9 protein-coding genes are annotated in these 13,302 nt (G+C 50.4%); 4 read left to right on the top strand and 5 right to left on the bottom strand.

Going from position 1 to position 13,302, the window contains the following annotated elements; translation table 11 throughout:
- The first annotated feature begins 216 nt into the window (after window positions 1-216).
- From LZG72_RS11520 to LZG72_RS11505, 4 genes are read left to right on the top strand one after another with little or no spacing between them, the layout of a single operon-like run.
- Window positions 217-1,224 (top strand): glycosyltransferase, encoded by a 1,008-nt coding sequence (locus tag LZG72_RS11520; RefSeq protein WP_233871824.1) that lies wholly within the window; start codon window positions 217-219, stop codon window positions 1,222-1,224.
- Window positions 1,196-2,521, top strand: coding sequence for a glycosyltransferase family 1 protein (locus tag LZG72_RS11515; protein WP_233871821.1), 1,326 nt, complete (start codon window positions 1,196-1,198; stop codon window positions 2,519-2,521). Before LZG72_RS11520 ends, LZG72_RS11515 begins: the two co-directional genes overlap by 29 nt.
- Window positions 2,508-3,086 carry an HAD-IIIA family hydrolase gene (locus tag LZG72_RS11510; protein ID WP_233871818.1) on the top strand — a complete coding sequence of 193 codons (579 nt, stop codon included), beginning with the start codon at window positions 2,508-2,510 and terminating at the stop codon, window positions 3,084-3,086. Before LZG72_RS11515 ends, LZG72_RS11510 begins: the two co-directional genes overlap by 14 nt.
- Window positions 2,980-4,143, top strand: a complete 1,164-nt coding sequence (locus LZG72_RS11505; protein WP_233871815.1) for a glycosyltransferase family 9 protein — start codon at window positions 2,980-2,982, stop codon at window positions 4,141-4,143. Before LZG72_RS11510 ends, LZG72_RS11505 begins: the two co-directional genes overlap by 107 nt.
- Before the next feature lie 14 nt (window positions 4,144-4,157).
- Here the strand turns inward: LZG72_RS11505 and LZG72_RS11500 are convergent, their stop codons facing one another.
- The 5 genes from LZG72_RS11500 to LZG72_RS11480 form a co-directional block, all read right to left on the bottom strand.
- Complete coding sequence (locus tag LZG72_RS11500) at window positions 4,158-5,669, bottom strand: PQQ-dependent sugar dehydrogenase (RefSeq protein WP_233871812.1); 1,512 nt, start codon at window positions 5,667-5,669, stop codon at window positions 4,158-4,160.
- A 4-nt stretch (window positions 5,670-5,673) separates the two neighbouring features.
- Complete coding sequence (locus LZG72_RS11495; RefSeq protein WP_233871809.1) at window positions 5,674-6,909, bottom strand: M14-type cytosolic carboxypeptidase; 1,236 nt, start codon at window positions 6,907-6,909, stop codon at window positions 5,674-5,676.
- 11 nt (window positions 6,910-6,920) lie between these two features.
- Window positions 6,921-8,363, bottom strand: coding sequence for a RagB/SusD family nutrient uptake outer membrane protein (locus LZG72_RS11490; protein WP_233871806.1), 1,443 nt, complete (start codon window positions 8,361-8,363; stop codon window positions 6,921-6,923).
- A 27-nt stretch (window positions 8,364-8,390) separates the two neighbouring features.
- On the bottom strand, window positions 8,391-11,915 hold the full coding sequence (locus tag LZG72_RS11485) for a TonB-dependent receptor (protein WP_233871803.1): 3,525 nt from the start codon (window positions 11,913-11,915) through the stop codon (window positions 8,391-8,393).
- Window positions 11,916-12,114: 199 nt separating this feature from the next.
- Complete coding sequence (locus LZG72_RS11480) at window positions 12,115-13,302, bottom strand: FecR family protein (protein WP_233871800.1); 1,188 nt, start codon at window positions 13,300-13,302, stop codon at window positions 12,115-12,117.

The raw sequence follows: 13,302 nt of genomic DNA, 5'->3' as shown, positions 1-13,302 counted from the left end.
GTGTGCAGCGGGAAGCCGGATGCAGCCTGACAACATGTGGATATTCTTCCATGCCTGAAAAAAAGGATATATGTAACTAAACGTCTCGTTTAGAAGCGTTCACTCCTGCATTGGAACCGTTTCTCGTAAACTCCTCATAAACAGGGAGGCGTTTCTCATCCGTTGGCATCATTTTTTACCGAGGCGCGTCTGTTCAAAGCAAATGCATCAAAAATTATGAAGACCAACTCCATCGGGAAGGACCGGCTGAAGATCTTTACCTGGCATATTCACGGCAGTTATCTGTACTATCTTTCGCAAGGTGATTACGACATTTACATTCCTGTGAACGAGAAAAAAACCGAGGGGTATTACGGTCGGGGAGCCACATTTCCTTTTGGTGCGAATGTCATTGAAGTCCCCGCAGCCGAGGTACGGAACATGGAATTCGACTGTATCCTGTTCCAGTCCGAGCGCAATTATCTGACGGACCAGCATGAGGTGCTGGCTGACTGGCAAATGCAGTTGCCGAGAGTTTACGTAGAGCACAACACACCGGTTCAGCATCCTACCAACACACGCCACGTGGTAACCGATCCGTCGGTTGTGCTGGTGCATGTGACCCATTTCAATAAACTCATGTGGGATAACAACGGCCTGCCGCACGTGCGGGTGATCGATCATGGCGTATGCATTCCCGAGGTTACCTATAAAGGCGACATTCCGAGAGGGATCGTCGTGATCAACCACATTCAGCAGCGGGGGAGGATTACCGGCTGGGATGTATTCGACGAGGTACGCAAGCATGTACCGCTGGATCTGATCGGGATGGGTACTTCCGGATCGGGAGGACTCGGTGAGGTGCTCAACCCGCAGCTTCCTGAATTCACCAGCCATTACCGCTTTTTCTTCAATCCGATCCGGTATACGAGTTTTGGTCTCGCGGTATGCGAAGCCATGATGGCGGGCATGCCGGTAGTTGCCCTCGCCACAACGGAGTACGTCACCGTGATTAAAGACGCGCATTCGGGTTTCATTGATACAAACATCGGCAAGCTGATCGACAGCATGAACCAGCTCATCGCCGATCCCGCACTGGCCCGGCAAATAGGTGAAAATGGCAGGCAGATTGCTTCGGAAAAATTCAATATCGCCCGATTTACCGAAGACTGGAAAAACCTTTTCCACCATACTATCCAACTAAATCTCCAAAATCATGAAAAGGAAAATAGCATTCATCAGTGAGCACGCTTCCCCGTTAGCATTACTGGGTGGCGTGGATAGTGGTGGACAAAATGTATATGTTGCCGAAATCTGCAAATCACTCGTGAAACTGGGTTATGCTATTGATATTTTTACACGAAGAGATTCCGAAGAATTGCCCCGGATCGTGAGCTGGCTGCCTGATATCAGGGTTATTAATGTTGCAGCCGGCCCGGCAACTGATCTTCCCAAAGAACATCTGCTGGATTATATGGAGGAATTCACAGAAAGTATGCTGGATTTCATCAGTGATTCGGGAGTCCGGTACGATCTGGTCCATGCCAATTTTTTCATGTCGGGCCTCGTCGCTTCCAACATTAAAAAACAAATGAAAATACCCTATGTGATCACTTTTCATGCATTGGGAAAAATCCGGATGATCCATCAGAAAGAGCAGGATGCATTCCCGTCGGTACGGCTGGACATCGAGCAGATGATCGTCAGCGATGCGGATTATATTATCGCGGAATGTCCTCAGGACGAGCAGGACCTGATTGAGCATTACAATGCGAATCCCTCAAAAATTACCATCATACCCTGCGGTTTCAGCTCCCGGGAATTTTATCCGATACCTAAAAGTGAGGCGCGGGCCAGGCTCGGACTTCCGGAAGAAGACCTGGTTTTATTACAGCTGGGCAGGGTCGTACCCCGGAAAGGGATCGATAATGTGATACGCGCCATGCGTTACCTCAAAGACATTCCGCGGATCAGGCTGCTGGTGGTGGGCGGCTCGGCCGATAAGCCCGATTTCGAAAAAGATGCGGAGTTCAAAAGGCTCCGTTCGGTTGCAGAAGAAGAAGGGGTGTCCATGTCGGTGGAATTCACCGGCCGGCGCGACCGCGAGCAGCTCAAATTTTACTATCAGGCAGCCGACTTTTTTATCTCAACTCCCTGGTACGAACCATTTGGCATAACCCCCCTAGAAGCCATGGCGTGCGGCACGCCGGTGATCGGATCGGATGTGGGCGGGATCAAATACACGGTGAAAGACGGGGAAACGGGTTTTCTGGTCCCACCTCACGACCCTCAGGCACTGGCAGGCGCGATCCGCCGTGGAATTGCCTGCCCGCACCAATACGGGCTGCTCTGCCGCAATGCGATCAAACGTGTCAATAAGTTCTTTACCTGGGATTTTGTCGCGAGAGAGGCCGACCGTCTCTATGCGCGGATCGCTCCCGCGAAATACCTGCAGCCTACGTATCTGCTCAAACTGAAACGGGCGAATTCGAAACGTGCGCGATATAACCAGCACAATGCCACCGCCTATGCAGCATCCTGATCTGTCCTTCCAAAAAGGTGTATTTCTGGATAAGGATGGCACGCTCGTGACGGATGTTCCATACAATGTCGATCCCGCGCGGGTGACTTTTGAAAAGGGTGTTTTTGAAGGTTTGAGGGCCTTGCAGGATGCGGGTTACAAACTGGTTATTGTTTCAAATCAGCCGGGTATATCCATGGGGCTTTTTTCAGAAATGGAGTTGGATGCACTGATCCGGTATTTTGAAGACCAGTTTGCCGAAAACGGGGTGCTACTTTCCGGTTTCTACTATTGCCCGCACTTACCGGCCTCGGAGACGAATGTCTGCGAATGCCGTAAGCCGGAACCCGGACTGCTTTTAAACGCCGCCCGGGACCTGAGTATAGACCTCAGCATATCCTGGATGATCGGTGATATTCTGAATGATGTCGAGGCGGGAAACCGTGCCGGTTGCCGGACGGTTTTGATCGATAACGGCAATGAAACGGAATGGCTGGAAGGTGAGCATCGCACACCTCACTATACGACCGGCTTCTTCCCGGACGCCGCTAAATACATTATTTCCAAAACAATCTTCCGTGGCTGACCATTACCGGAACATATTGTGCGTCCGCGCGGACAACATGGGGGATGTGATCATGTCGTCGCCTGCGTTCCGGGCTTTGAAGGAGACCTATCGCTGCCGTATAACCTTGCTCACTTCCGGCGCCGGTTCGGTGATAGCGCCGTATCTTGAGTGCATTGACGATGTAATCGTGGCCGATTTACCCTGGGTCAAGACCAATGGCGGAAACGCGGCAGCATTGTTATCCCTGGCGGAGGAAATCAGGAAAAGAAACTTTGATGCCGGGATCGTTTTCACCGTTTACAGCCAAAGCTCGTTGCCGGCCGCGATGTTGTTGTTCATGGCAGGCGTACCGGTGCGGGCTGCATATGCGCGGGAAAATCCCTATGATCTCATCAACCGCTGGGCACCGGACCACGAACCCTACGACACTATCCGGCATCAGGTCCGTCGCGATCTGGACCTTGTCGCCAGCCTTGGCGCACATGCGGACAACGAGAGACTGGAGTTGAAAATGAAAGAGCAGGATGAGGAAAGTCTTCTGAAAAAGCTAAACCAGCGCGACATTGACCTGCATTCACCTTATATCATATTGCATCCCGGCGTTTCGGAGGTGAAACGCGAATATCCTGCTGAACGCTGGATCGCCGCCGGGAAACTGCTCGCTCAGGAATATAAACTACCATTGCTTGTCACAGGCTCGGCGACAGAAAGCGAGCTCGCCGGGCGTATTGCGGAAGGGATTGGAATGAATGCGTTATCAATCGCAGGCATGCTCACGATCGGGGAGTTTATTTGGCTGGTAAATGGTGCCCGCTGCGTCGTTTCCGTCAATACGGGTACCATTCATATCGCCGCCGCCATACAAACGCCGACGGTCGTTTTGTATGCCCAAACCAACCCGCAGCATACTCCCTGGCAATCTCCGCATGAAATACTTTCCTTTTCGATCCCTGAAAAATTGAAGAGCCGGAATACCATTATCGGGTATGTGAATCAAAAACTTTACACCACCGACATCCCGTTTCCTCAGCCGCAACAGATCCTGTCAGCAGTTGCAAAACTGATCGAAAAGTGAGCGTATTAAATTCCTTATTTACTTTTCGCCCGTATTTCGCCGATCTCACCAGCAGAGACATTCTCCGTGTTTTTGGAAAAATTGGATCTTGCGTAAGAAACGATCTCCGAAAGCTGAGAATCGGTCAAAAATCCAAATGCCGGCATTCCCTCGCCCGATGCGGATTGTGAACCTTTCAGAAGAAACGGGATAAGTATTTCCTTGTTTCCGGCCAATCTCGAAGAAGTTACCAATGAGGGAAAGGAGCCCGGAACGCCGCCGCCATCGGCTTTGTGGCAGGATTCGCAAAAGCTTGCATATAATGAAGCAGCTGTTTCTGCGTTTGCTTTTTCCTTTGTTTTGGCGATGCGTTTATTTTTTGGAATAGTACCGCTTTTGCTGATGCGGATAATGCGGTCGTCGGTTTTAATGGGAAAATTGGCGGGCGGGTTCCAGTCACGGTTACTGGTGGAAATGTAAATATCGCCAGATGGTGAAACGCAGACATCGCGCAACCGGCCGTACTTTTGACTGAAAACGATCTCTTCGCTGAGTACCTTTTCCTGCTTTCGGTCCAGTTTGAGGACCCGCAAACTTTGGTCTTTCAATGTGCTGAGCAGCAATGCATTTTGCCATTCGGGTATGTTGCCGTCGTAATAATCCATGCCGGCGGGCGCAATGGTGGGTGTCCAGGCTTTCACCGGGTATACCGATTCGTGGGTTTCGGAATAGGTTTTTTCCTCCGGCAAATCACTGAAACCGGCAATGTACGGCCAGCCGTAACTGGCACCTTTGGTCACCAAATTCACTTCATCGTCCGTGGCGTCGCCGTGTTCAGCGATGAAGAGGTTTCCGTTTTTGGTATAGGTCAATCCCTGCGGAACGCGGAAACCCATGGACCAGGCAGGACTTCCCGGATGCGGATTGTCGGCGGGAATGGTGCCGTCCAGGTTCAGCCGGAGTACTTTGCCATTTGCGAAAGCAGGATCATGAATGGTTTTCTTTTGTTTTAAGTCCCCCGCCGACCAGAGGATCTTCCGGTCTTTACTGATCACCAGCCTCGAACCATTGTGACCCAGGTAGCCCGGGATCTGATAAATCAGAACCGGATCAGTCAGAATCTTGCCATTGTAAGTGTACCGTACCAGTTTCGAAACAATGACCGAATCGGGTTGAATGTGCGAGTAATTGATAAAAACCTCCGGATGCGTTTTCCAGTCGGGATGCAGGACCATACTCATTAATCCCAGCCGTTTCCGGTAATAATCTTTGATCTGAAGCAGCTCCGTGATCTGTCCGGTTTTTGGATTAAGCTTGCTCACTTTTCCATCCTGCTCTGTAAACCAAAGCATATTATCCGGCCCCCACGCCATATCCCAGGGTGCATTCAGATTTTGCGCCACGGTGGTAATGTCCAGAACGGTCGAATCCAGCTCGTGCTTTTCTGAACCAAAGTGCACCGGTTCCGGTGTCCGGTAACTAGAAACGGCTGTCAGAAATGCGGCCACGCCCGTGAGCGTGGCCAGAAGATAAATCGGCTTTTTCATCCGGTTACTTATCAAAATAATGGTAAAATACGTCGGGTAATTTGCCGCCCAATGAAAGCCAGTCCTCGGCCAGGGGCGCTTTTTTCAGACCTGCCACCCATTCGTAATTCAGCTCGTACACTGCGGCTTCGACGCCGAAGCGTTCCATAAATCCCTCGCCCAATGTGCCAGGATTCCGGAATCCGGGTTTGGTGGAACCTTCGGTAAACCAGGTGTATTTTCTCAAAAGGCTATCCAGCTTCGCCATATTGGCAAGGTAAGCCGTAATGTCGCCGTCAGGGCGGCTCACATGCAGGTTACCTCCCGGGTCGTTGTGGATATCCAGCGCGAGATCCGGCTTTTTGTTTGCAGCAACCATCTTGTGCAGCCATTTTTCCAGATAATAATTTTCCGGCGCGATCAAAGAGTCCGCAGGCTTGTCCCATTTTCGGTTGAGGTCATAGCCATTTGCATTAAATCTGGTTTTCCCCCTCGCAACGCCATCTTTATTCGCCATTGGCAAAATGTACACGCAAAACCTTTTCAAATAAAGCTTGGACTGGGCGTCATCCTGTAACAACCGGTTCACAAACCCCTCGATGGTCCAGTTACCACCGGCTTCAAATGCATGCGCGCGGCCCCGCAGGAAAATCTTTTTCGGCGCTTTTTCATTGCCGATCTTGATGATTTCCAGCGAGCGGCCTTCCGACGTTTTACCAATGGGCGTGATGGTTACCAATTTGTTGGTTTTGATTTTGGCCAAAAACTTATCCAGGTCGCTGATCCGGTAAGGTTCAACACTGGCGATGAATGCACTCGGCGCGGTCATTTTCAACCTGATCAGCATCCGGTTGTCTGCAAGATATTCCGTCGGCCGGCTTTCCCAGGTTTTGCCATCGAAAGAAATGACTGCCGGCGATTGCTTGGAGATCGGGCTTGCATGCGTGTTGTTCCAGATGTTATCGAAGTTTTGCAGAATGAGAGTTACCTCTTTTCCAACCGGCGCCTCCACTTTGAAATGCCAGTGGTTATTGGCCCGGTTCTGCGAAAACCGTTCATGGTCGTAAACCAGGCTAAGGATGATCCGGCCCGCGGAATCGGCCTCCCAGTTCATTGGCGAAGCATTTTCGAAACCGGTATTGATGAAAACCTCGGGCGTTTTAACAGCATCCTTCGGAGTCTGCGCACTGACTGTGCCAGCCATTTTGAGTACACAAAACAGCAACACAGCCAGTGACATAAAAGTATTTTTATCAAACATTTATAGACTTTTTAAAAGGTATAACCAGGATTTTGCTTGATACCCTGTGGATTTACATCAATCTGCGTTTGCGGAATTGGAAAAACTGCATTGAACTCCGCCACGACCGGCGATTTGAAATGCTGGTTCATCACTACCACTTCCCGGCCTGTCCGTACCAGATCAAACCAGCGGTGACCTTCAAATGCAAGTTCCACCTGCCGCTCGTGCTCCATGGCCAGTGCAAATGCCGCCTTCGACATCCCCGCAGGAAGTGCAGCCAGCTTCGCCCGCTTTCTCACCGCATTGATCGCATCATAGGCTTCGGCTGTGGGTCCATTGTTTACTTCATTAATCGCCTCGGCATACATCAGCAGCACATCGGCGTAGCGCAAAACTGTCCAGTTGTTATCCGCATCACCTTCGGCAAATGGGGTGTCCTGGTATTTCAAAGTATAAGGATCGGGCACGAATTTGCCGGTAGCGGCATCGGTATACCCGGTTGCGAGAGAGGCGGCTTTTCTTGCGTCTCCCCGCTCGTAGGCCGCCACCATGTCTGCTGTCGGGTTATTTCTTCCACCCGCAAAACCGACTTTTATCACATTGGTTCCTGAGTTACGCGGCGCGAAATTGTTGTAAAAACTGCTGCCGGTACCTGTTCCGCCTTTTTTAAACTGTACCTCAAAAATGGATTCCTGATGGTTGGCATTTGCAACCGGCCACAGTGCGGCGTAGTCATCCAGCAATCGGTAGTTACCCTGGTCGATTACCTCTTTGAGCTTGTCTTTGGCTTTGGCGAAATTACCGCTGGTGAGGTATACCTTGCCTAAAAGCGCTTTTGCGGCACCTTTTGTAGCCCGGCCGATGTCGCTGCCGGTATAAGCCAGCGGAAGCTTTTGTTCCGCCTCGGTCAGATCGATGACGATCTGGTTGTAGACTTCCGCCGTCGCAACCCTTGCCTGGCCATATCCCTCCGAAACGGATTTGGTTTCAGACAAAACCAGCGGAATATCGCCGAATGTCCTCACCATGTTGAAGTATTTCAGGGCGCGCAGGAATTTTGCTTCACCTATAAACCGGTCGCGAAGTGCCTGATCCATGGTAGCGCCATCGATATGGTCGAGGACGGCATTGCACGCCAGGATTCCGCGGTAGGTATCGATCCACATCAGGCGGGTAATCTCATTGGTGGAGGCCATTTTAAACTGATCGAGCTCAGCATCAGGCAGGTTTCCGCCCACTTCGAAATTATATGTATTGTCGGACCTCGTTTCGGATACATTGTAGTAGGCATACCCGTATTCACCGGACGATGTCAGCATTCCGTAAGCAGCATTTACCGCCGCCTGCATGTCGGCAGCGTTTCTGTAAAAGTTTTTCACATTGGTCGCATCTTTCGGCGCCAGTTCCAGGAAGTCCGAGCAGCCGGCTGTGAAAATGCAAATGGCAATGAGGATATATGTTTTGAATTTCATCATCATATCAATTTAAAATCCGGTTCATTAAAAGGTCAGATTCAATCCGAGTGTGAAAGTCCGGGCCAGCGGATAGCCATTGAAATCCACCCCGGGCGTCAGCGAGCTGGCCCCGTTCAGGCTTTGTTCAGGATTGTAGCCCAGGTACTTGGTAAATGTAAATGCGTTCTGAACAGACAAGTTTACACTCGCGGCCCGTGCGTAGGCTACTTTACCGATTTTCTCAGGAAGCGCATATCTGAAATTGATATTCCTGATCCTGAAAAACGATGCGTCTTCTACCAGCAGGCTCGTTACATAACTCACGTTACCTCCTGTTGCGACCGTGTTCGCGCGGGGAGTTCGTCCGTCACCCGGTTTTTCGGCGGACTGCCATCTTCCCAAAACGTCTCTGCGGCTGTAACTTCCATTCACCAGTCCGAGATTCCTTCTCGACCCATTTAAAAGTTCGAGTCCCTGCACACCGTCGGCCAGGATGCTCAGACTGAACCTTCCCAGGCTGAAATTGTTGGTGATCCCGTAAAAGAAGTCCGGGAGGTTATCCCCGATGATGGTTACGTCGTTGGGCGTAATGGTGCCGTCGCCGTCCACATCTTTGTATTTCAAATCACCCGGTTTCGAGCTGCCTTTCACGGACGGAGTATTGTTCACTTCTTCCTGCGACTGGTAAATGCCCGTCACCTCGTAGCCCCAGTAGCTTCCGATCGGTTCCCCGATTTTGGTAATGTGGGTATTCGGGCTGAATGAAGGACTTTTTGAAATAATCGGATTACCCTCAGGCCCCAGTGCGACCACTTTATTTCGGTTAAACGAAATGTTAAAGTTGGTCGACCATTTGAATGCTTTTACAAAATTTTTGCTGTTTACGCTGAACTCCCATCCGCGGTTGTTGAGCTTGCCAATATTTTGCAAAGCGGTTTCATAACCTGTCGAAGCAGGCACCGGTACATTCAGCAGCAGGTCGGTAGTGTTCTTGTTATAGTAATCGATCGTGAACATCAGCCGGTTTCTCAGAATACCGAAATCAATCCCGATGTCCATCTGGTGCATGATCTCCCAGCCCAGCTGCTCGTTACTGATCGAGGAAGGGTACAAACCGTAAACCACACTCCCGGTTCCCGCACCCAGACTGTACCTGCGGTTGGATAAAAGTCCGATCTGGCTGTAATTACCAATGGTATTGTTCCCGGCGAGACCGTAGCTGGCGCGAACTTTGAGGTCGGTCACGACGTGCTGCGACTTTAAAAAGTTCTCTTCGGAGAGGAACCATCCCACCGAGGCAGAAGGGAATGTACCCCATTTGTTTTGTGCACCAAACCGGGAGGATCCGTCTCTGCGTACGGTTGCCGACAAAAGATATTTGCTCGCAAACGTGTAGTTAACCCGGCCGAAATAGGAGAGTAGTGACCATTCGGATAACCCGGTGCCGCCACTGGTAACCTGTCCTGCATTTAATGTAGTCACCAGGTCGGTTGGGAAATTGGTTGCAGCGAGTGAAGTCGCTTCATATTTTGCTTTTTGAGAAGTAAATCCTGCCAGTACGTCCAGTTCGTGTTTGGAATTGAATGTCTTCTTGTAGCTGAGCACGTTCTCATTCAGCCAGTTGATATCACGTCCGGTGCTGGCCGAACCTCTCGCCTGCACTGGTGCGGGAACTCCGTTGCTCCCGAGATCCGACGGATAGTAAGTGCTTTGGCGGGAGTCGGAATAATCCAATCCGAACGAAGCCCTGAATTTCAGGCCTTCCAGGATGTTAACCTCCGCATAAATGTTTCCCAAAGTCCTGAAAACCGTTCTTTTATCTTTCACCTTACTCGCAATCGCCACGGGATTGTCGATGACGCCGAGGTTGTAAGGAGAAGTTCCCAGTAACGTTGTAAACGATCCGTCGGGATTATATACCGGAATAGTTGGTGGCATGGAAAGTGCCGACGCCAGGATTCCGCTTGTAAAAACCTGGTCTTCAACCGGTAGAATTTTTGTTGAAGCAAACGAAGGAGCCAGATTTACGCCTACTTTGATGGCTTTCGAAACCGCGTGGTCCAGATTGATCCGGGCCGAATACCGGTCGAAACCTGTATTCATCACCACCCCGTCCTGCTTGAAATAAGCCCCGGATAAAAAGAGCTGCGTTTTGTCGCTGCCAGCTGAAACGGATATCTGATGGTTTTGAATGGGAGCAGTCCGGAAAACCTCATCCTGCCAGTCGGTACCTTTGCCGAGCGTTTCGGGATTCCTAAACATCTCAGGGATTTGCAGGGTAGGAGGGCGCACGCTGTTCGGGTCGCTGGCTTTACCACCTTTATCGATCCAGGCGTTATTTCTGGCTTCGGTGTTGAACTCGGCATATTCCCTTGCATTCAGCATGTCGATTTTATTCGCAACCTGCTGCACACCATAATAACTATCCACTTGTACGGTCGATTTTCCTGTTTTGCCGTGTTTGGTAGTTACGAGCACGACGCCATTACTTCCCCGCGAACCATAAATCGCTGCCGCAGAGGCGTCTTTCAGGATTTCAATGGATTCAATGTCATTGGGATTGATGGTCGAAAGCGGGTTTAAGGTGCTGTTATAGTCGGAGGATACGGGAAATCCGTCGATCACATATAATGGTTCGTTACCTGCGCCAATGGATCCTGTTCCTCGCACGCGGACTGAAACGCCACCGCCGGGAGCACCTTTGGATTGTGCGACGCTTACCCCCGCAATTTGTCCGGCCATTGCCTGGTCGAGACTTGTTAATGGCTGGTTTTCAATACTTTTCATTGGTACGGAAGCCACCGAGCCGGTAATGCTGCTTTTATTCTGGGTACCATATCCCACTACCACCACGTCGTTGAGGGACTTGGTATCTACGGACATTCCAACGTTGATCTCCTGACGGTTACCGACATTGATCTCCTGACTTTTATATCCCACAAAACTCACGATCAGCACCAGGTCACCGGATTCCGGGACATTCAGCAGGTACTCGCCATTGCCGTCGGAAGTCGTACCCGTCTGCGAATTCTTGACCAGGATACTTACCCCGGGAAACGGATTTCCGTTCTCATCGGTGATTTTTCCTTTTATTCTTCTTTCAAATGGCTGATTAAAAGGCTCAATCGTTTTGTAGTTGAGATTAATCTCCTGCTTTATCTCCGGCATTTTCAAAGGCTGCATGGTTTCCCGGGCAGCTGCTTTGACTACTTTTTTGAGTACAATGTTTTGATTAAAAATCTTGTACGTCAATGGCAGGTCCTGGAAAAGCGTCGTCAGTGCCTGATCGATCGTGGCATTCCGCACCCGCACTGATACTTTTTGCGACTCGGGCAAATCCAGTCTGTCATATAAGAAAAGATAGCCGGTCTGGCTTTCAATGGTTCTCAGCACATTTTCCACGGGCAGGTTTTTGGCGTGGAGCGTTATCTTCTGACTGTACCCATCCGCAGTGACCTGCGTTAAGCTTACGATGAGCAAAAAGAGGATCCTTGTCATAGTGATCAATAATTTGGCAGGAAAGCGTGTCTGCCGGTACCCGCATAGAACGGACAACAAGTTTATTTTCATAAATTTGTAAAGGTTTAGGAATAGCAAATGGACTTTTTGAGAGAAGTTTGGTTGTGCGCCTGGACATCCGGGGAAAATGTTAGCGCATTTTCCCTTTTTGTTTGCGAAGACGAAGATCAGGGGGGTAAATTTCGGATTGGTGTCATGTGATAGATCAGTTTAGGGTTTTGAAAATATGAACGTAATCGTATATACGGAACTAGGGGTCGATGATCATTTTAGTACCTTGAATGCGGCAGTGTACGCCGGCATATCGCAGCATTCCGGACACTTCCGACAAGTTCACATTGCGTGAGATCTTCCCGGTGAACTGCCGTAAAGGAATTTTGCCCGAGTACTCGATCTCCACGTCATACCACCGGGAAATCTGCCGCATTACTTCTTCTATACTTGCATCTTTGAAGTAAAACATGCCATTTTTCCAGGCCAGCGCTCCATCCAGGGCAATGTACTGCGTCTTGATCTGTCCGGTTGACAATACCGCAGCCTGCTGGCCGGGGACGAGGCGTTTATTCTGATCCACGTTCTTGATAAAGACGGAACCTTCTACGAGCGTTGTCCGTGAAGGTCCTTCCTCGGGATACGCCATGATGTTGAAGCTGGTACCCAACACCTGCACTTCGGACCGGTTGAATTTGACTTTAAATGGCTTGCTTTTATCTTTTGCTACCTCGAAGTAGGCTTCACCCGTAATTTCAACTTTTCGTTCAGACGCCGGAAAAACAGAAGGAAAGCGGATGGACGAGGATGCATTCAGCCAAACCTTGCTTCCGTCGGGCAGCACCATTTCGTACTGTCCGCCTTTGGGAGTTGCGAGGGTGTTGATATTGATTTTTGAGGTCTCCGTACCGGATTTGGCATCGTACACCAGTACGCCGTCCTTTGATTTGCTGATCTCGGCGGCACCCTGGCGGGCCAAAAAGCCACTTCCTACCCGATCCAGTTCAATCGCGGATCCGTCTGAAAGTGTCAGCAGGGCCCGTGTACCGCCTGGTTTGATATCCTCTGTTTTGGATTGTTCCGAATGCGCTATTTCTGAGGGATCAGACCGGGACTTCCACCAGATTCCGATCCCGACCAAAAGGATAATGGCGGCAGCCGACGCATAACGTAGCCAACCGAGCTGAAACACTTTGGTGGTCACTTTTTCCGGGCGACGCGAAGAATCCAAAATGGAATCCAGCATGGTGCGGCTTGTGCCGGCGGCGAATATGCTGTGTTCCGAATCCGGACTTAACCAGCCGTTTTTCAGGAATTTTTCCAGGACGGCATCGTCTTTGGAAGACCGGATGAACGCCATCAGCTCCTCTGTTTCCGAAGCCGTTGCCAGCCCCTGATAGTAGCGGTTGAACAGTTCCTCTAATCGATTTTCCGGATTATCCATCAT

Origin of the sequence: Dyadobacter sp. CY323 (assembly GCF_021390245.1) — a bacterium.
Taxonomy (GTDB): Bacteria; Bacteroidota; Bacteroidia; order Cytophagales; family Spirosomataceae; genus Dyadobacter.
Note: the sequence above shows the minus strand (reverse complement) of the source record. Positions and strands in the feature narration are given on the sequence as shown.